This window comes from Agromyces cavernae (assembly GCF_021044935.1).
GTDB lineage: Bacteria > Actinomycetota > Actinomycetes > Actinomycetales > Microbacteriaceae > Agromyces > Agromyces cavernae.
Genome location: NZ_JAJNMP010000001.1, coordinates 1,218,670 through 1,237,290, shown reverse-complemented (window position 1 = coordinate 1,237,290; position 18,621 = coordinate 1,218,670). Strand labels below are relative to the sequence as shown.

At 71.3% G+C, this 18,621-nt stretch carries 18 protein-coding genes; 12 read left to right on the top strand and 6 right to left on the bottom strand.

Going from position 1 to position 18,621, the window contains the following annotated elements; genetic code table 11:
* Positions 1-12 precede the first annotated feature (12 nt).
* Complete coding sequence (locus LQ757_RS05720; protein ID WP_231046204.1) at positions 13-651, bottom strand: response regulator transcription factor; 639 nt, start codon at positions 649-651, stop codon at positions 13-15.
* Positions 648-1,742: a sensor histidine kinase gene (locus LQ757_RS05715; RefSeq protein ID WP_231046203.1), complete on the bottom strand. Its 1,095-nt coding sequence runs from the start codon at positions 1,740-1,742 to the stop codon at positions 648-650. Before LQ757_RS05715 ends, LQ757_RS05720 begins: the two co-directional genes overlap by 4 nt.
* A gap of 161 nt (positions 1,743-1,903) precedes the next feature.
* Between LQ757_RS05715 and LQ757_RS05710 the strand changes: the two genes are divergently transcribed.
* Positions 1,904-3,433, top strand: a complete 1,530-nt coding sequence (locus LQ757_RS05710) for a beta-N-acetylhexosaminidase (RefSeq protein WP_231046202.1) — start codon at positions 1,904-1,906, stop codon at positions 3,431-3,433.
* A gap of 93 nt (positions 3,434-3,526) precedes the next feature.
* Positions 3,527-3,919: a VOC family protein gene (locus LQ757_RS05705; RefSeq protein WP_308195568.1), complete on the top strand. Its 393-nt coding sequence runs from the start codon at positions 3,527-3,529 to the stop codon at positions 3,917-3,919.
* A gap of 80 nt (positions 3,920-3,999) precedes the next feature.
* Here the strand turns inward: LQ757_RS05705 and LQ757_RS19375 are convergent, their stop codons facing one another.
* The 3 genes from LQ757_RS19375 to LQ757_RS05690 are packed head-to-tail and all read right to left on the bottom strand — an operon-like array spanning position 4,000 to position 7,198.
* Positions 4,000-4,908 (bottom strand): carbohydrate ABC transporter permease, encoded by a 909-nt coding sequence (locus LQ757_RS19375; RefSeq protein WP_231046201.1) that lies wholly within the window; start codon positions 4,906-4,908, stop codon positions 4,000-4,002.
* Positions 4,909-4,911: 3 nt separating this feature from the next.
* The gene (locus tag LQ757_RS05695; protein ID WP_231046200.1) at positions 4,912-5,895 is read right to left on the bottom strand and encodes a carbohydrate ABC transporter permease; all 984 of its coding nucleotides are present in this window, start codon (positions 5,893-5,895) and stop codon (positions 4,912-4,914) included.
* A 49-nt stretch (positions 5,896-5,944) separates the two neighbouring features.
* Entirely contained in the window at positions 5,945-7,198 is a 1,254-nt protein-coding gene (locus LQ757_RS05690) for an extracellular solute-binding protein (protein ID WP_231046199.1), read from the bottom strand.
* Positions 7,199-7,609: 411 nt separating this feature from the next.
* Between LQ757_RS05690 and LQ757_RS05685 the strand changes: the two genes are divergently transcribed.
* From LQ757_RS05685 to LQ757_RS05645, 9 genes are all read left to right on the top strand, one after another.
* Positions 7,610-8,479 carry an SIS domain-containing protein gene (locus LQ757_RS05685; protein WP_231046329.1) on the top strand — a complete coding sequence of 290 codons (870 nt, stop codon included), beginning with the start codon at positions 7,610-7,612 and terminating at the stop codon, positions 8,477-8,479.
* Between the two features lie 5 nt (positions 8,480-8,484).
* Entirely contained in the window at positions 8,485-9,453 is a 969-nt protein-coding gene (locus LQ757_RS05680) for an ROK family protein (protein ID WP_231046328.1), read from the top strand.
* Entirely contained in the window at positions 9,450-10,436 is a 987-nt protein-coding gene (locus tag LQ757_RS05675; RefSeq protein WP_231046198.1) for a 1-phosphofructokinase family hexose kinase, read from the top strand. Before LQ757_RS05680 ends, LQ757_RS05675 begins: the two co-directional genes overlap by 4 nt.
* Positions 10,433-11,290: a class II fructose-bisphosphate aldolase gene (locus LQ757_RS05670; protein WP_231046197.1), complete on the top strand. Its 858-nt coding sequence runs from the start codon at positions 10,433-10,435 to the stop codon at positions 11,288-11,290. Before LQ757_RS05675 ends, LQ757_RS05670 begins: the two co-directional genes overlap by 4 nt.
* Positions 11,287-12,075, top strand: coding sequence for a DeoR/GlpR family DNA-binding transcription regulator (locus tag LQ757_RS05665; protein ID WP_231046196.1), 789 nt, complete (start codon positions 11,287-11,289; stop codon positions 12,073-12,075). Before LQ757_RS05670 ends, LQ757_RS05665 begins: the two co-directional genes overlap by 4 nt.
* Positions 12,072-13,229, top strand: a complete 1,158-nt coding sequence (locus tag LQ757_RS05660) for an N-acetylglucosamine-6-phosphate deacetylase (RefSeq protein ID WP_231046195.1) — start codon at positions 12,072-12,074, stop codon at positions 13,227-13,229. The genes LQ757_RS05665 and LQ757_RS05660 overlap by 4 nt, the downstream gene beginning before the upstream one ends.
* A gap of 425 nt (positions 13,230-13,654) precedes the next feature.
* On the top strand, positions 13,655-15,460 hold the full coding sequence (locus LQ757_RS05655; protein ID WP_231046194.1) for a sigma-70 family RNA polymerase sigma factor: 1,806 nt from the start codon (positions 13,655-13,657) through the stop codon (positions 15,458-15,460).
* Between the two features lie 29 nt (positions 15,461-15,489).
* Positions 15,490-16,365, top strand: a complete 876-nt coding sequence (gene purU / locus LQ757_RS05650; RefSeq protein ID WP_231046193.1) for a formyltetrahydrofolate deformylase — start codon at positions 15,490-15,492, stop codon at positions 16,363-16,365.
* Positions 16,366-16,402: 37 nt separating this feature from the next.
* Positions 16,403-16,771: a YrdB family protein gene (locus LQ757_RS05645; RefSeq protein WP_231046192.1), complete on the top strand. Its 369-nt coding sequence runs from the start codon at positions 16,403-16,405 to the stop codon at positions 16,769-16,771.
* 24 nt (positions 16,772-16,795) lie between these two features.
* Here LQ757_RS05645 and LQ757_RS05640 read toward each other — a convergent pair whose 3' ends face one another.
* Positions 16,796-17,890: a hypothetical protein gene (locus tag LQ757_RS05640; RefSeq protein WP_231046191.1), complete on the bottom strand. Its 1,095-nt coding sequence runs from the start codon at positions 17,888-17,890 to the stop codon at positions 16,796-16,798.
* Positions 17,891-18,012: 122 nt separating this feature from the next.
* Here LQ757_RS05640 and LQ757_RS05635 point away from each other — a divergent pair, with 122 nt between their 5' ends.
* The gene (locus LQ757_RS05635; protein ID WP_231046190.1) at positions 18,013-18,603 is read left to right on the top strand and encodes a TetR/AcrR family transcriptional regulator; all 591 of its coding nucleotides are present in this window, start codon (positions 18,013-18,015) and stop codon (positions 18,601-18,603) included.
* The last annotated feature ends 18 nt before the right edge of the window (positions 18,604-18,621 follow it).

Genomic DNA, 18,621 nt, shown 5'->3' with positions numbered 1-18,621 from the left:
GCGGGGAACGCGTCAGAGGACGCCGAGGTCGCGTGCGCGGATGGCCGCCTGCGTGCGGTCGCGCACCTCGAGCTTCGACAGCACGCTCGTGACGAGGTTCTTCACGGTGCCCTCGGCGAGGAACAGCACGCCTGCGATCTCGCGGTTGCTGCGACCGTCGGCGAGCAGGCGCACGACCTCGACCTCACGGTCGGACAGGGGATGCTCCGGGGGCGGCGCATCCTCAGGCAACCGGGCCACCCGTGCCACGACCTTCGCCGCCACCGACGGCTGGAGCACAGACTCGCCGCGCGCCGCCGCGTCGAGCGCCTCGACGAGCCTCGCCGACGACACGTCCTTGAGGAGGTACCCGACGGCGCCGGCGCGCAGGGCGGCGAACACGTCGTCGTCGTCGTCGAACGTCGTCAGGGCGAGCACCCGCACGTCGGGCTGCTCGGCGCGGATGCGCGCCGTCGCGGCGATGCCGTCGAGCACCGGCATCCTCAGGTCCATGAGCACCACGTCGGGACGCAGCCGCCCGCTGCGACGCACCGCCTCCTCGCCGTTGCCTGCCTCCCCGACGACCTCGACCCCCGGGTGCACCTCGAGCAGCGTCATGAGCGCCTCGCGGAAGAGCGCCTGGTCGTCGGCGACGAGGACGCGGATCGTCATCCCGGCACCTCGACCGTCAGGGTGAGTCCGGCGCCGCCGGCCGGGGCCAGGGACATCCGCCCGCCGAGGTTCGACATGCGCTCACGCAACCCGGTGAGCCCGAAGCCGTCGCCTGGCGGCTCGGGAAGGCCCCGGCCATCGTCGCGCACCTCGAGCCTGAGGTGCTCGTCATCGGTGAAATCGAGGACGACGGTCGTGCTGCTCGCGTCGGCGTGCTTGCGGACGTTCGTGAGCCCCTCCTGCACCGCCCGGTAGAGCGACTCCTCGATCTCTGCCCGGATGGGGCGGACGCTTCCGAGGATCTCGAGCTCGGTCGGCACACCCGCCTCGGTCGCTTCGGCGGTGAGGGCCTGCAGCGCCTCGGGCAGCGCGGGGCGGTGTTCGCGCAGGGCGGCCACCGACCGGCGCACCTCGGCGAGGGCCTGCCCCGACTGCTCCTGCGCCGTGGCGAGCATCGCGTCGAGCCGCTCGGGCTGGGCCGTGCGGATGACGGCGCGCGCGGCCTCGAGCTGCATCTGCACGACCGTCAGGTGGTGTCCGACACCGTCGTGGATGTCGCGCGCGAGCCGGTTGCGCTCCTGGATGGTGGCCAGCTGCTCGGCCTGGGCGGCGTAGCCGCGCAACCGCTCGTTCGCTTCGGCGAGCGCAGCCCGGGCTTTCTGCTCGCGAACGAGGAGCCAGGTCACGATGAGCGTGAAGATCGTGACCGCGAGCGTGCCGAGCCCTTCGCGGAGTCCGTCCTGCCAGTCCATGCCGAGGTGCACGAGCGGGATGACGGCCGCGACCACGGCCGCGACCGGCAAGGGCAGGAGCAGCACGCTCTGCACGACGAGCACCACGAGGAGCAGAGTGGAGCCGACCGCCGCACCCGACAGCGAGAACACCGCGAACCCGAGCGCCAGTTGCACGCCGACGAACGCCACCGCCCACCAGACGGAGCGCCCCTGCACGAAGCGGAACCCGAAGATCGCGAGCAGCGAGAAGACGAGCCCGACGAGCAGGGTCGGCACCGGCTGCTGCTCGAAGCTCGCCGACCCGAGGGGCAGCGTCACGTACGCGATGACGGTCAGGATGGCCACGGCCCACTGCACCGTTCCACTGTGGGGGACACGGTGTTCCCGGGTCAACCTCGCGTCGTCCCCTCTCCGGCTCGATCACCCCGCGCTCGCGGAGCGGGTCTCCCGCTTCTCGCTGCGTACGCTGGTGTCTGCGGGGGGCAATCCACCTCATCGCCGACCAGAACGGATTCGCCATGACCGGCATCGTCCCCGCCCCGGCCTCGATCGAGTTCCACACGACCTCGGCGCCGTTCCGCATCGTCGACGAGACACGCATCGTCGCAGCCGCCGACGTGCACGCGATCGCAGCGGCGCTCGCGCGCGACCTTCGCACCGTCCTGGGGCGCGAGCTGCCCGTGGCCGACGCCACGGCGCGCGAGGCCGACATCTCCCTCGTGCTGCACGACGGCGGCGAGGCGGGTGGTGAGTCGTACACCCTCGACGTCTCCGATCGAGGCATCGCGATCGGTTCCGCGACCCCGGCCGGCCTGTATCGGGCGACGTGCTCGCTGCGACAGCTGCTCCCGGCACGAACCGCGGCCGGCGCCTCGAAGCCTTCGGTCGGCGACGTGGTCGTGCCCGCCGTCTCGGTGGCGGATGCGCCGCGCTTCGCCTATCGCGGCGTCATGCTCGACGTCGTGCGCCACTTCTTCGCGGTCGAGGACGTGCTGCGACTCATCGACGCCCTCGCCGTGCTGAAGATCAACATCCTGCACCTGCACCTCACCGACGACCAGGGCTGGCGCATCCGGGTCGACTCGTGGCCCGAGCTCACCGGCATCGGCGGATCGACCTCGGTCGGCGGAGCCGGCGGCGGGTTCTACACGAAGGCCGACTATGCCCGCATCGTCGACCACGCCGCCGAGCGGTTCATCACCGTGGTCCCCGAGATCGACCTGCCCGGCCACACGAACGCCGCCCTCAGCGCCTACCCCGAGCTCAACCACGACGGCGTCGCCCGCGAGCCGTACGAGGGCGTCGAGGTCGGGTTCTCGTCGCTGAGCGCCCGTCCCGAACGGGCGGAGGCGACCGACCGGTTCCTCTCCGATGTCATGCGAGAGGTCGCCGAGCTCACCCCCGGCCCCTGGCTCCACATCGGCGGCGACGAATCGATGTCGACCACCGCGGCCGACTACCTCGACCTCGTGCAGCGCATCACGAGCGCCGCGGCCGCGACCGGCAAGTCGGTCATCGGCTGGCATGAGATCGGAGCGTCGCCATCGTTGCCGGTCGGCACGATCGCACAGTATTGGGGCTACCTCGAGCCCCAGGATGACGCGGCTCGCCTCACGACCTCAGTCGTGGTGCAGGGCGGCCGGGTGATCATGTCCCCCGCCGACGTCGCCTACCTCGACATCCAGCACGCCGGAAGCCCGAGCACGCCCGATGGATACGAACTCGGACTCGACTGGGCGAACGGACCGACCTCGCTCGAAGACGCGTACGCGTGGGAGCCGACCGCGATCATCGACGGCATCGGCGAGCAGCAGATCCTCGGCGTCGAGGCGCCGATCTGGACGGAGACGGCACGAACCATCGCCGATGTCGAGTTCCTCGTCTTCCCCCGCGTCGCGGCGATCGCCGAGATCGGCTGGTCGCCGAGGCCACGTGACGGTGCCCGCGATCACGATGAGTTCGCTGCACGCGTCGCGTCGCTCGGCGCGCACTGGCGCGGTGCCGGCACGGTGTACTGCGCCGTCGACGGCGTCCCCTGGGAGGCGTAGCGCAGTCCGTCCACCCGGCCCTTCCGGCAGATGGCGGCTCGGGCTAGGCTGCGGCTGGCGCGGAAGTGCCGCGCCAGCCGACACGGGAGGCGCATGATGCCGGGAATCGTACATTTCGAGATCCCTGCCGATGACCAGGGCCGGGCGCGGGAGTTCTACAGCGCCGCCTTCGACTGGCGGCTCGACGTCCTGCCCGAGCTGCAATACACCAACGTCGTGACCACGCCCGTCGACGAGACGACGCAGGCGCCGCTCCAGCCGGGCGCGATCAACGGCGGCATGTTCGAGCGCTCGGGCGATCTCACGCATCCGATCATCACCGTCGACGTCGACGACATCGACGCCGCCCTCGAGAAGATCGTCGGGCTCGGCGGCGACGTCGTGCAGGCGAAGACCGCGATCCCGGGCATGGGGTACTTCGGCTACTTCCGCGACACCGAGGGCAACGTCCTCGGGCTCTGGACGACCGCCGCCGACGCCGCCTGACGACACCGCCTGAGCGGGACCCGCCGAGGGGCGAGAGGCGCCCGGGACGCTCGGCGTTGCCGACCGAACCGGGCCATCCCCTACTTGACGCTGCCCGCGGTGAGCCCTCCGACCAGTCGCTTCTCGATGATCATGAACAGGATCACGACCGGGATGATGGCCACGATCGAGACGCCGAACACGTAATGCCAGCTCGTCTCGTACTGCCCGACGAACTTCGTGAGCGCGACCGACAGCGGCTGGTTGCCCGCGGTCGAGAGGATCACGAGCGACGCCGCGAACTCGTTCCAGCACGCCACGAACGTGAAGACGATGGCGGTGACGATGCCCGGCCAGACGAGCGGCAGGTTGATGCGGAACAGCACGGTGAGCCGGCCGGCGCCGTCGATCTGTGCCGCCTCGTCGACCTCCTTCGGGATGCCGGCGAAGAACGAGTGCATGATCCACACCGCGAACGACAGGTTGAACGCGGCGTTGATGAAGATCATCGCCGCCCAGGTGTCGATCATGCCGAGCGTCACGAACTGGCGGAACAGGCCCGAGGTGAGCACCGCGGGCTGCAGCATCTGGGTCACGATGACGAGGAAGAGGAAGACCATGCGGCCCGGGAACTGCATGCGAGCCGTGTAGTAGGCCGCGGGCATCGCCACGAGCAGCACGAGCAGCGTCGCGAACACCGAGATGATGATCGTCGAGATGAGGTTCTGCACGAGCGGCGTCTCGGGCGTCGACCACATGTTGATGTAGTTCTCCCAGTGCCACTCCGTGGGGAAGTAGGTGGGATCGACCGAGCGGATCTGCGCCTTGGTTTTCACCGAGCCGAAGAACATGATCACGTACGGGAGGATGAACACCAGCAGCACGATGAGCCCGGCGACCATGCGCACGAGCACCTTGCCGAACGGGACCTGGTCTTCGGTGTAGCGGCGCTTGCGAGCGGATGTCGCGGGCGCGGGGATCGTCTCGAAGGCGGGGGCGGTGACGGCCACGGCTCAGACCTCCTTCATCGGCTTGACGACCTTGACGTACACCGCGACGATCACGATGACGATGAGGAAGGCGACGACCGAGAGCGCGCTCGCGACGTCGACCTTGTGCTGGTTCTGGATGTACTTGAAGATCATCGTCATGATCGTGTCGGCGTCGTAGCCGGGGATCGACCCTGTCATGACCTTCAGGATCGGCAGCGAGTTGAACACGTTGATGATGTTGATGAGCACGGCGACCGAGAGCGCCCCGCGAAGCTGCGGCAGCACGACGTTGAAGTAGGTGCGCACCGGTCCGGCGCCGTCCATCTTCGCGGCTTCGAGCACGTCGCCGGGCACTGTCGCGAGGCCCGCCAGGATCGTGTAGGTCGTGAACGGCAGCGACACGAACACGGCGACCACGATCGACCACGCGAACGCGGTCTCGGGGTTGCGGGTCCAGCCGTAGCCCTCGGGCGTGGCGATGAGGCCGACGTCGACGAGGAACTTGTTGATGATGCCGAAGTACGGCTCGAGCCCGTAGTAGACGACCATCGTCGTCATGACGACCGAGGCCGCCCACGGGATGATCACGGCGAGCCGCACGATGCGCCGCCCGGGGAACGCCTTGTTGAGGATCTGGGCGAGGCCGAGCGAGATGACGACGGTCGCGGCGACGACCACGACGACCCAGACGATCGTGCGACCGAAGATCGGCCAGAAGTAGGGGAACGTGAAGACCTCGATGTAGTTGTCGAAGCCGACCGAGCCCTTGTCGAGCCCCGAGATCGAGATGTCGCGGGTGGAGTTGTAGAACATGACGACGGCTGGGAACAGCACGACGCCGAAGATGAGGATCAGCGCGGGGCCGATCCACGGCAACGAGGCGAGCAGCTCGCGCCCGCCCTTGCGGGGCTTGGCCGCGTCGGTGCCAGCCGGCCCGCCGGAGCGGGGGCGGCGCTCGGCCGCCCCCGCCTCGGGGATCGATGACGCATCGGTGGTGGTACTCATGGTTCGGTGGTCACCGATCCCTTCGGGTGGGTCGTGATGGGGTGCGGGATCAGCCCGCGTCGGCCTGCGCCTGGATCTCGGTGAGGACTTCCTGCGCGGGCTTCGTCTGGATCTGTCCGAAGAGCGCCTTGAACGCCGCATCGGTCGCCGACCACGCGGGGTTCGTGCTCGGGTAGAACTGCGCGTCGGGCAGCACCTCGAGGAACGGCTGCAGCGCCTCTTCGCCGCCAAGCGCCTCGGCGCCCGACTTCGTGACCGGCAGGAAGCCCTCGGCCTGGACCCACGGCACGTACACGTCGGCCGTGTAGTAGTAGTCGAGGAACTTGGTGATCGCCTCCTGCTTGTCGCCGTCGTTCTCGAAGGCCATGAGCTGGTCCATGACGCCGACGGTGATGGGGCTGCCGTCCTGCGTGGGGATCGGGACGATCGAGTAGTCGAGCTCGGGGTTGCCCTCTTCGATCTGGCCGACGGTCGGCGGGAGGCCGACCTGCATGCCGATCTTGCCCTGCACGAAGATGTCCATGAGCGGCGAGCGGTCGGTCGAGCCCGGGTCGGCCTGCGTGGCGCCCGCGTCGATCATCTTCTTGATCTGCTCGGCGCCGGGCAGGTTCGCCGGGTCGTCGACCGTGATCGCGTCGGCGTCGCCGAAGGTGCCGCCGCCGCCCCACAGCCACACGGCCGCCTCGGCCTGGGCCTCTTCGGAGCCGAGGGGCATGCCGTAACCGGCCACCCCGCCGCCGAGGGCGGAGACCTTCGTCGCGGCGTCGAGCAGTTCGTCCCACGTCGTGGGCGGCGCCGCGACGCCGGCCTGCTCGAGCAGCGTGTTGTTCACGAACAGCGCGCGGGCCGACGCGATCAGCGGCAGCGCATAGGCCGTGCCGTCGACCTCGGCGTTCGCGATGAACGACTCCTGGAAGTCGCTGAACGTCTCAGCCGACACGACCTCTTCGGCCGGGTAGAGCAGCTCGTCGGCCGCGAAGCCGGCGAAGGGGCCGCCGTTGTAGATGTCGGGTGCCTCGCCGCCCTGGATCTTCGTGGCGATGACCGACTCGAGGTTGTCCCACGACTGCACCTCGAGCTTGACGTCGATGTCGGGGTTCGCAGCCTCGAACCCGTCGATGACCGTCTCCCAGTTTCCCTGGGTGTTGTCGGGGTCGTACGTCGGCACGAGCAGGTCGAGGGTGGTCTTGCCGGAGGTGTCACCCCCATCGCCGGTGCCGCCGCCGAATCCGCACGACGCGAGGGTCAGGGACGCCGCTGCGGCGATCGCGATCGCGGAGCCGAAGCGCAGAGACTTCTTCATGGATGCTTCCTCACTCTGGTGGATGGTGCACCGCCACTGCGTGAGCCTCGCGCGACGGTGCGTGTGTTCGAATCACGCACTCCGCACGCTCGCAGAGTGGTGTTTCATGAACGTTACGCCGAGTAAACAATCAAATCCATTCACCCGACGGAGGGCAATCTACGACGAATGCCGTGCACCCGTCAAGATCGGGCCGGTTATTGTTATTCTATCTCGCCCGGACCACACGAAACAGGGACCGAGGTCGCGAAGCCCTCAGTGAAACACGCGTTTCGGTGATTGTTCGACAGATCTTGCAATCATCTGCAATCATGGAGACGTCACCGCGGCGTGCAAGCTCCGCGACCGCGCCACACACTTCCTTGGAGTACGCCCGTGTCCCTGCAGTCCACCCCCGTTCCCGCCGCCCACATGGCGGCCGAGCTGGCCTCCCAGCCCGAGACCTGGGCGCGTGCCGCCGACCTCCGCGACGACCAGGCGCGGCTGCCCCAGCGCGGCGCGCGCATCGCCGTCGTGGGCTGCGGCACATCGTGGTTCATGGCGCAGTCCTACGCCTGGCTCCGCGAGACGGGCGGCCACGGCGAGACCGACGCGTTCGCGGCATCCGAGGCGTTCGTCGACCGCGGCTACGACGCGGTCGTCGCACTCACCCGCTCGGGCACCACGACCGAGGTGCTCCAGCTCGTCGAGCAGCTGCGCGGGCGGGTGCGCACGATCGGCGTCATCGGCGACGCGGGGTCGCCCCTCGTGAACCTCGTCGACGATGCCATCACCCTGCCCTTCGCCGACGAGCAGTCGGTCGTGCAGACCCGCTTCGCCACGACCGCGCTCGCCCTCTTCCGCGCCTCGCTCGGCGAAGACCTCGCGCCGGCAGTCGCCGACGCCGAGCGCGCCCTCGCAGAGCAGTTCGACCCGGCGCTCGTCGACGCCGAGCAGGTCACGTTCCTCGGTCGCGGCTGGTCGGTCGGCCTCGCACACGAGGCCGCGCTCAAGATGCGCGAGGCGTCGCAGTCGTGGACCGAGTCGTACCCCTCGATGGAGTACCGCCACGGCCCGATCTCGATCGCCGCGCCCGGCCGGGTCACCTGGCAGTTCGGCGAGGCACCCGAGGGCCTCGCTGCGGATGTCGCAGCGACGGGTGCCCGCTTCGAGACGAGTACGCTCGACCCCATGGCCGAGCTCGTGCGCGCACAGCGCGTCGCGCTCGCGCGCGCCCGCGCCAAGGGACTCGACCCCGACCAGCCGCGCAACCTCACGCGTTCGGTCATCCTCGGGGCGTGACTCCCATGACCTCCGCCGATGCACTGGGGCCGCTCGGCTCCGGCGCGCCGGTGCTCGCGTTCGACGTCGGCGGCACCGACACGAAGTCTGCGCTCATCGGCGCCGACGGTCGGGTGCTGGGCCTGCGGCGCACGCCGACCCCGCTCGACCCGGCCGACCCGGCCGGCGCCGTCGTGGCGTCGATCGGCGCACTCGCCCGCCGCCACCTCGACGAGTCGCCGGGCCTCGCGCCCGTCGCCGTCGGCGTGAGCGTGCCCGGCCTCGTCGACGAGGTCGCGGGCGTGGGCATCTTCGCCTCCAACCTCGGGTGGCGCGATGCGCCGATCCGCGATCTCGCCGAGGCCGCGACCGGTCTGCCCGTCGCCTTCGGCCACGACGTGCGCGCCGCCGGGGACGCCGAGCACCGCCTCGGCGCCGCCCGCGGCTACGGCGACGTCGTCGTGCTCGCGATCGGCACGGGCATCGCGAGTTCGCTCATCCTCGACGGCCACCCGTACTCGGGCGGCGGCTATGCCGGGGAGTTCGGCCACTCGCTCGCCGACCCGCTCGGCGAGCCGTGTGCGTGCGGCGCGATCGGCTGCCTCGAGACCATCGCCTCCGCCGGGGCGATCGCGCGGCGCTACCGCCGGGCGTCGGGCAACCCCGTCACCGGTGCGAAGGACGTGCTCGATGCGGCCGGCGCCGGCGACCCGATCGCCCGGCGGGTGTGGAACGACGCGGTCGAGTCGCTTGCGCGGGCCCTCGCCCGGGTGGTCGCGAACCTCGCCCCCGAGGCGATCGTCATCGGCGGCGGCCTCGCGCAGTCGGGCGCTTCCCTGTTCGACCCGCTCGCCGAGCGGCTCGACGCACTGCTCAGCTTCCATCGGCGCCCCGCACTCGTGCACGCCGAGCTCGGCGACGACGCGGGCCTGCTCGGCACCGCTCTCGCGGCGCGCGACCTCGCCGCCGTCCGTGCAGCGGAGGTCATCCCGTGATCCTCACCGTGACGCCCAACCCCGCCGAAGACCTCACCTGGCACGTCGACCGGCTGCGTCCGGGCGACACCCACCGTGTCGACGCGGGCGCCTCCCGCGCGGGAGGCAAAGGCATCAACGTCGCCCGGGTGCTCGCCGCCGAGGGGCACGACGTGCTCGCTCTCTCGACCGCCGGCGGCGCGACCGGCGCCGGCCTCGCCGAGGACCTCGAGCGCAGCGGCCTGCGCCATGTGCTCGTCCCGGTCGCGGGCGAGACTCGGCGCAGCATCGCGATCGTCGACGAGGCGAGCGGCGACACGAGCATCTTCAACGAGCGCGGCGCCGACCTCTCGCCCGTCGAAGCGGCCGACCTGCTCGCCGAGGCCGCCCGCCTCGGTCGCGCCGCCGCGGTCGCGGTGATCAGCGGCAGCCTGCCGCCCGGACTCGAGCCCGATGCCGTCGCGGCCCTCGTCGCCGAACTCATCGCCGCCGGAGTCGCCGTGGTCGTCGACACGAGCGGACCCGGGCTCCTCGCCGCGGCCCGCGCGGGCGCGACGGTGCTGAAGCCCAACCGCGACGAGCTCGCGGCCGTCACGGGTGAGTCCGACCCCGTCGCCGGCGCGCGGGTGCTGCTCGACGCGGGCGCCAGCGTCGTCGTCGTCTCGCTCGGCGCAGAGGGGCTCCTCGTGCTCGACGCGACGGATGCGGCGCGGGGCATCCGTGCCCGCCTGCCGAAGCCGCTGCACGGCAACGCGACCGGCGCCGGCGACGCCGCGGTGGCGGCGATCGCCGCTGCACTCGCCGAGCACCCCGAACTGCGCGCCCCAGGCGGCGGCCCCGACGACCCCGACACGACCAGTGCGCGCATCGCCATGGCCCGCCGGGCGACCGCGTGGTCGGCATCGGCGGTGCTCATGCCGCTCGCGGGCGCCCTCTCCCCCGAACACGCGGCCCTCGAGGCCGACGTCGTCGTCACCACCCTCGAATCCCAGGAATCCGCATGACGCTCGCCCCCACCCGAACGATCCTCGACGCCGCCGCCGCGGCCGGCACCGGGGTGGGCGCGTTCAACGTGCTGCACCTCGAGACCGCCGAGGCGCTCGTGGGCGCGGCCGAAGACACGGGGCTGCCCGTGATCCTGCAGCTGTCCGAGAACTGCATCCGCTACCACGGCGGCTTCGAGCCGGTCGCGCGGGCGACGCTCGCCGCGGCCGACGCCTCGAGCGCGACGGTCGCCGTGCACCTCGACCACGCCGAAGACCCCGAGCTCGCGTTCACCGCGATCGAGCACGGCTTCGGCTCGGTCATGTACGACGGCGCGAAGCTCGACTTCGCCGACAACGTCGCCACCACCCGCCGGGTGGTCGAGCGCGCCGCGCTCGCCGGCGTGCTCGTCGAGGCCGAGCTCGGCGAGATCGGCGGAAAGGACGGCGCCCACGCCCCCGGCGTGCGCACCGACCCGGCCGAGGCCGCGCAGTTCGTCGCCGAGACCGGCGTCGACGCCCTCGCGGTCGCGGTCGGATCCTCGCACGCGATGACCGAGCGGGTCGCCGCCCTCGACCTCGAGCTCATCGCGCGGCTGCACGCCGCCGTGCCCGTGCCCCTCGTGCTGCACGGATCGTCGGGCGTCCCCGACGACACCATCGTGCGGGGCATCCGCTCGGGTCTCACGAAGGTCAACGTGTCGACGCACCTGAACGGCGCGTTCACCGGCGCGATCCGCGACTACCTCGCGCAGCATCCTTCGGCCGTAGACTCCCGAAAGTACCTCGCGGCGGGCCGCGACGCGGTGCGCCTCGAAGCGGGCCGCCTGCTCCGCCTGTTCGCATCGGCACACCAGAGGAACGAGATCGGATGAACCGTGCGGAGCGCCTGAGCGCCGTGCTCGACCTGCTCGCCGAACACGGCCAGGTCGAGGTCGACCAGATCGTCGAGCGTCTCGACGTGTCGCCCGCGACCGCGCGGCGCGACCTCGACGCCCTCGCGAGCCAGCAGCTGCTCACGCGTACGCGCGGCGGGGCGGTCGCCCACTCGGTCGCCTACGACCTGCCGTTGCGCTACAAGAACCAGCAGAACCCCGCCTCGAAGTCGGCGATCGCCCGGGCGGCGAGCGCGCTCGTTCCGCGCGGCGCGGTGATCGGCCTGTGCGGCGGGACGACGGCGACCGCGATCGTCGAAGAGCTCCTCACGCGCGGCGACATCATGGAGCCCTCGGCCGATCCCGGCCTCACGGTCGTCACGAACGCGATCAACATCGCCATGCAGCTCGCGGTGCGCCCGCAGATCAAGACGGTCGTCACCGGCGGCGTCGTGCACGCGCGCTCCTACGAGCTCGTCGGCTCGTACACCGACGCCGTACTCGGCAGCATCACCCTCGACTACGCGTTCATCGGCGTGAACGGCATCGACCCCGTCGTCGGCCCGACCTCGCACGACGAACGCGAGGCCGCGGTCAACGCGCTCATGGCGTCGCGGGCGGCGCACGCCGTGCTCGTCGCCGACTCGTCGAAGCTCGACAAGCGCGCGTTCGCGGCGATCGGCACCGGGCGCCTCTTCTCGACGCTCATCACCGACAGCAGCGCGACGAGCGAGCAGCTGGCTCGCCTCGCCGACCGGGGCTACGACGTTATCGTTGCCGAGTGAGCGTTTCTCCGATCGTCATCCACTCCGCACGGCTCGTCAGCGGATTCGACACGGTTCCCGACTCGTGGGTGCGGTTCGAGGGTGACCTCCTGGTCGCGCGCGGCATCGGCGACGGGTGGCGCGAGGCGCTGACGCCCGAGACCGCGGTGACCGATGCCGCGGGGCGGGTGCTGGTGCCCGGGTTCATCGACATCCACTGCCACGGCGCCGGCGGCGCCTCGGTCGACGAGGGCGATGAGGCGATCGAGACGGTGCTCGCCGTGCACAACGCGCACGGCACGACCCGCTCGGTGCTCTCGCTCGTGACGGCGGGGATCGAACCGCTCGCCGCACGCCTCGAGACGATCGCCCGCGTCGCGGCACGCGACCCGCGAGTGCTCGGGGCGCACCTCGAGGGCCCGTTCCTCGACACCGAGTTCCGCGGCGCGCACGACCCCGCCCTGCTGCGCACGGCCGACGCCGACACGGTCGACCGGCTGCTCGATGCGGCCGACGGCACGCTGCGGCAGATCACGATGGCGCCCGAGCGCGAAGGCGCGGCCGACGCGATCCGCCGGTTCACCGCCGCCGGCGTGCGCGTCGCCGTCGGGCACACCGGCGCCGACTTCGCGACGACGCTCGCCGCCTTCGACGCGGGCGCGAGCATCCTCACGCACGCGTTCAACGGCATGCGCGGCATCCACCACCGGGCACCCGGGCCGGTCGTCGCGGCCATGAGCGCCGACCACGTCACCCTCGAGGTCATCAACGACGGAGTTCACGTGCACCCCGAGGTCGTCAAGCTCGCCTTCGCCGGGGCACCCGGGCGCGTCGCGCTCGTCACCGACGCGATGGCGGCGGCGGGCTCGGCCGACGGCACGTACCTGCTCGGTTCGCTCGAGGTCGTCGTCGAGGCGGGCGTCGCGCGGCTCGCTCACGGCGGCTCGATCGCCGGGTCGACCCTGACGCAGGACGAGGCCCTGCGACGCGCGGTCGTCGACAGCGACATCCCGCTCGAGCAGGCGGTCGCGGCACTCACGAGCACCCCCGCCGCGGCCATCGGCCGCGAGCGCGACCTCGGGCGGCTCGAGCCCGGGTTCGCCGCGGATGCGGTGCTGCTCGGCGATGCCCTCGACGTGCAGGCCGTGTGGGGCGCGGGCGCGCGTCTCGCCTGACAGCCGTCGGCGCGGGCGCGCGTCTCGCCTGACCGAAGTCGGCGCGCGGGCGACCCGCATCGCCGGACGCAGCTCACCGGAGACGCGTCGGCACCGAGTGGGGCGGGGCCCCGGGGCGTGTTCCCCATCGCCCCCGGGCCCCAGCCCGTTTCGATCGGATGCTCTCCCCCGAGTCATCCGATCATCGCCGGTCTCCCGGCATCCGTCTCGAGCGTTCGGGTCACTGGAAACGGCGGTACCTGAGCGCCTGCTCGCGCATGCCCTCACCTGAGAGACGGGTCGCACCGGCATCCATGACGCGAATCCGGGGATTTTCTGTTGAAATGGGTGCACCCGCCGATTGCGCCGTCATGATCCCCCTGATGGCGAGTCTCTTCGGGTGAGGAACGTCCGTACCCGATCACCCGAATTCGAAGGAGCCGTGCGTGCCCCCGACGCGCACCGAGCACGACGCCGACGCGGCGCTCATCGACCGCACGCGCCGCGGCGACCGTTCGGCGTTCGCGCAACTGTGGCAGCGGCACGCCGCGTCGGGTCGCACCGTCGCGCGGTCGTACAGCTCGCTCGACCCCGACGACCTCGTGTCCGAGTCGTTCACCCGCATCTACGACGCGATCCTTGCCGGCAAGGGGCCGACCGCAGCGTTCCGCCCCTACCTCTTCACCACGATCCGCAACACCGCGGCGAGCTGGGGGCGGGCGCGCCGCGAGACGAACCTCGAGACGCTCGAGTCCTTCGAGGACCCCGACACGAGCGAAGCGGCGACGCTCGACGCGCTCGACCGGTCGACGACCGCCCAGGCGTTCCGATCGCTGCCGACGCGTTGGCAGGAGGTGCTCTGGTACAGCGAGGTCGAGGACATGTCGCCGCAGCAGATCGCCCCGCTCGTGGGCATGAGCGCCAACAGCACCGCCGCCCTCGCGTATCGCGCGCGCGAGGGACTCCGGCAGGCGTGGATCCGCGCACACCTGAAGAGCGCGACCGAACCCGACTGCCGGTGGACCATCGACCGGCTGGGCACCTACACGCGCGGCAAGCTGCGGGCGCGCGACACCGCGAAGCTCGAAGCGCACCTCGACGAGTGCGCCAAGTGCACGATCGTCGCGGCCGAGGCCCGCGAGGTCGGATCGCGCCTCACGCTCGTGCTGCTGCCGCTCGCCGCCGGAATCGGCGGGTCGACCGCGTACTCCGGATGGCTCTCGCAGGGCGCCCCCGTCGCCGATTTCGCGATGGGCGCGGCGGGCGTCGCCGGAACGGCGGGCATCGCCGCGGGTTCCGCGTCGGGGACGACGTCGGCGGCCGGCGCCGCGGGTTCGGCCGGCACGGGTGCGGGCGCCGGATCCGCGGGCGGCGGTGTCACCGGGACCGGCATCGCGATCGGCGCCGGGGCCGCGGTCGCCGCAGCGGTCGTCGCGGCGGCCGTCATGCTGCCGGGGCTCATGGCACCCGAGCAGGCGGCGCCGGCACCGGCGATCGAATCGCAGACGGCAGTTGATGCACCCGGGCCGGTCGCCCTCCCCGAAGCGGCGCCGGTCGACGATGCACCCCCGCCGCTGCAGCCCCGCACCGTCGAACCCGACGCGGTCGCAGTGCCCGAGGCCCCCGCGCCGGTGCCACAGCCCGCACCCGCCCCCGCCCCCGGTGCACCGGCACCCGCACCCGCACCCGCACCCGCACCGGCACCCGCCGAGCCGGCACCGCCGCCGCCCCCGGCCGACACCGTCGCCCTGCCGCCATCGGTCTCCTCGATCGACACCGCGGGAGGCATCGTGCAACCGATCGTGAAAGGCACGGCCGAGCCCGGGGCCACCGTCACCGTCGCCGGAGCCGGCGGCTCGTGGACGACGGTGGCAGGGTCATCCGGCGCCTTCTCGATCGAACTCGCCGGACTCCCGGCCGGCCGCACCGACCTCGCCGTCACCCAGACCGACGTCGCCGGCAACGTCTCGACGCCAGCGGTCGCCGGCGTCGACCTGGTCGCGCCGACGCTCGTCATCGACTCGAGCGACACCCGCCGGCCCATCATCACGCTGTCGGGCGTGAGCGGAACCACGGTCGAGCTCGTCTTCGACGGGATCCGCACCGAGTTCGTGACGCTCGACGGCGGCAGCGTCGAACTGCGCGGCAACGTGCTCGCGAACATCATCACGATGTCGGATCCCGAGATCTCGATGCGCTACGTCGCGGGCGACCGCGCGGGCGCCTGGGCGCTCGCGACCTACGTCGGCTGAGTCCCCTGCGTGCCCGGTACTCTGGGCGGATGACCACGCCGCCGCCCGCGCCCGAACACCTGTATCACTGGGTCGTGACCCTCAGCTGCGTCGACGGACCCGGCATCGTGCACGCGATCTCGGGTGCCATCGTCGCGGCCCGCGGCAACATCACCGAGAGCCAGCAGTTCGCGAGTCTCGACACGGGCCGCTTCTTCATGCGCCTGCAGGTCGAGTCGCAGGCCACGCGTGCAGAGTTCGAGGAGGCGCTCGCGCCCGTCACCGAGCGCTGGCAGATGCAGTGGCACCTCGACGAGGTGGGACGTGCACTGCGCACCCTCGTGCTCGCGTCGACCGCCGGGCACTGCGTGAACGACCTGCTGTTCCGCCAGCGGGCCGGGCAGCTGCCGGTCGAGATCCCGCTCGTGCTCTCGAATCACGGCACGCTGCGAGACCTCGTCGACTTCTACGGCGTTCCCTTCGAGTCGCTGGCGGTGACGGATGCCGCGTCGAAGGCCGCGTTCGAGGCGCGCGTGCTCGCCGCCGTCGACGAGCACGACATCGAGCTCGTCGTGCTCGCGCGCTACATGCAGATCCTCTCGCCCGAGCTGTGCGACGAGCTCGCCGGCCGGTGCATCAACATCCACCACTCGTTCCTGCCGGGCTTCAAGGGGGCGAACCCCTACCGGCAGGCGCACGCCCGTGGCGTGAAGCTCATCGGCGCGACCGCGCACTTCGTGACGAGCGACCTCGACGAGGGGCCGATCATCGAGCAGAACGTCGTGCGGGTCGATCACTCGCGCAGCCCGAGCGAACTCGTCGCGATCGGTCAAGACGAAGAGAGCCGCACGCTCAGCCAGGCCGTGAAGTGGTTCGCCGAGCGGCGGGTGCTGCTCGACGGGGCGCGCACCATCATCTTCCGCTGAGGGGTGTGAGGTTGAGCGCGCGGTAGGCTTGAGGGTCGTGAGCACCGCACCAGCAAACCCCCAGCACCAGAAGATCTCGCCGAACGACGTGCTGCGCTTCCTCCTCGAGCTGTTCGCGTTCGTGTCGCTCGGCATCTGGGGCTTCCTGGCGTTCCCGCTTCCGTGGCCCGGCGTGCTGATCGGCATCGGCGCTCCGCTGCTCGCCATCCTCGCCTGGGCGCTGTTCGTGTCGCCCAAGGCGGTGTTCCGCATCGACACGTTCGGCAAGGCGCTCGTCGAGATCGCCGTGTTCTCGGCTGCGGCCATCGGGTGGTGGACGCTCGGGCAGCCGATCGTCGCGGTGGTGTTCGCCGTCGTGGCCGCGGTGAGCGGCATCCTGCACGGCCGTAGGGAGCTCGCGCGCTGACGAACGGCGACCACACGACCTGCGCTACCGGGCGACCGGTTCGCCCGCCGGCGCGGTGACCTGCTCGTCGGCGTGCGCCGCCTCGGCATCGGACTCGGCACCGCCGGCGGTGCGGAAGTGGCCGACGACCGAGAGGAGCAGTCCGCCGACCGCCCAGGCCGCCAGTACCAGCCATGAGAACGTCGTGTCGGCGGCGGGGAAGTACGAGAGCTCGCGCACGAGCGTGGCTGCGGCCCCCGGCGGGAACCACTGGCCGATCTCGCCCCACGGCACCGGGTAGAACTCCTTGGGAACCGCGACGCCCGAGATGGGGTTGGCGAACAGCAGCATGACGACCGGGCCGACCGCGATGCCCGCGCGGCCGATGAGCGCCACGAACCCGGTGATGGGTGCCGCGATCGCCGCGAGCGCGAGCGCGATGGCGGCGGAGTTGACCCAGTAGTCGCCCTGCAGCGCGCCGAACCAACCCTGCAGGATGCCCGTGAGCACGAGGCCGCCGGCGGCGGAGTAGACGAGTACCGCGGTGACGCGACGCATGGCGCCGATGACCGCGACCGAGATCGCGATGCCGCCCAGCATGCCTCCGAGCACGAGCGGGAAGAGTGCCGCGGAGAGGCCGGTGCCGCGCGGATCGGTGTCGGCGAGGGGAACGACATCGGTGACGACGACGTCGATGTGGGGCGGGGCCGAGGGAGCGCCCGCGGCCTGCGCGGCCGCGGCGGCCTGCGCATTCACGCCCTCTTCGAGGCCGGTCGCGATGCCGCCCAGCAGCTGGGCGACGGCGAGGCTCGACGCCGACGAGGTGAGGACCTCGGGCTCGGGGCCGAGCACGATCGCGCCGTAGACGTCGCGCGACTCGATCGCGGCGACGGCTGCGTCGCGATCGTCGACCTCGTCGAAGGCGATAGCCCCGGGCTGTTGTTCGTCGACCGCGGCTTCGGCGGTGGCGACCGCCTCGGCCGGCCCCGTGATCGCGATCGGGAGGTCGTTCGGCTCGGCCGTGACCGAAGGCCACGAGAACGCGAGCACGATCACGGCGACGACGGCCGCGAGTGCGAGCGCAAGGCCGATGACGCGACCGAGCGGGGTGTGCGCGGTGGTGGCATCCGAGTGAGCCATGATCTCCTCCTGGTGACGAGGTGCGGTGGCACTTCATAAAACGAATATTCGTTCTTTATCAGAATGCGCCCGACGCCTATGCTTGTCAAGAATGATCGTTCGGTTTTCCGAGGGAGGGCGCGATGCCGAAGGTGACGGACGAGTACCGCGCCGCCAGGCGCGACGAGATCCTCGACGCCGCTCTCCGCGCCTTCTCGGTCAAGGGCTTCCAGCGCACCTCGATGGCCGACATCATCAGCGAGTCAGGACTCTCAGCGGGGGCGATCTACGGCCACTTCAACAGCAAGCGCGAACTCGTCGCCGGCGTCGCCGCTCGCATGCTCGAGGCCCGGCAGAGCGAACTGGTCGCGCGGCGAGCAGGAGGTGAGCCGCTCAGCCCGGGTGAGTTGATGTCGACGTTCGTCAACGGCATGCGGCGCGAACCGTTCAGCCGAATGCTGGTCCAGCTCTGGGCCGAAGCATCGCTCGACTCCGACATCCGCGAACTCGTGCAGGGTGTGCTCGTCCACCTGCGCGCCACCGTCCGCGGTCAGCTCGCCGAGTGGGCCGCAGCCAACCCCGATCGGGTATCCGGAGACCCCGAGGCCTGGGCCGACCGGATGACGCCGGTACTGATCGCCGTCGGCCCGGGATTCATCGTGCAACGCCAACTCGTCGACGGCTTCGACGAGGAGGGGTTTCTCGCAGCGCTCCCCGAGATGCTCCCCCACTGAACGCACCGAGCGGATGTC

Bases quoted from the DNA above. Each gene is read 5' to 3' on its own strand.
- LQ757_RS05635 (WP_231046190.1), top strand. From the start codon at position 18,013: ATGCCGAAGGTGACGGACGAGTACCGCGCCGCCAGGCGCGACGAGATC.
- LQ757_RS05695 (WP_231046200.1), bottom strand. From the start codon at position 5,895: ATGAGTACCACCACCGATGCGTCATCGATCCCCGAGGCGGGGGCGGCC.
- LQ757_RS05680 (WP_231046328.1), top strand. From the start codon at position 8,485: ATGACCTCCGCCGATGCACTGGGGCCGCTCGGCTCCGGCGCGCCGGTG.
- LQ757_RS05670 (WP_231046197.1), top strand. From the start codon at position 10,433: ATGACGCTCGCCCCCACCCGAACGATCCTCGACGCCGCCGCCGCGGCC.
- LQ757_RS05710 (WP_231046202.1), top strand. From the start codon at position 1,904: ATGACCGGCATCGTCCCCGCCCCGGCCTCGATCGAGTTCCACACGACC.
- LQ757_RS05665 (WP_231046196.1), top strand. From the start codon at position 11,287: ATGAACCGTGCGGAGCGCCTGAGCGCCGTGCTCGACCTGCTCGCCGAA.
- LQ757_RS05640 (WP_231046191.1), bottom strand. From the start codon at position 17,890: ATGGCTCACTCGGATGCCACCACCGCGCACACCCCGCTCGGTCGCGTC.
- purU (WP_231046193.1), top strand. From the start codon at position 15,490: ATGACCACGCCGCCGCCCGCGCCCGAACACCTGTATCACTGGGTCGTG.
- LQ757_RS05705 (WP_308195568.1), top strand. From the start codon at position 3,527: ATGATGCCGGGAATCGTACATTTCGAGATCCCTGCCGATGACCAGGGC.
- LQ757_RS05690 (WP_231046199.1), bottom strand. From the start codon at position 7,198: ATGAAGAAGTCTCTGCGCTTCGGCTCCGCGATCGCGATCGCCGCAGCG.
- LQ757_RS05720 (WP_231046204.1), bottom strand. From the start codon at position 651: ATGACGATCCGCGTCCTCGTCGCCGACGACCAGGCGCTCTTCCGCGAG.
- LQ757_RS05685 (WP_231046329.1), top strand. From the start codon at position 7,610: ATGGCGGCCGAGCTGGCCTCCCAGCCCGAGACCTGGGCGCGTGCCGCC.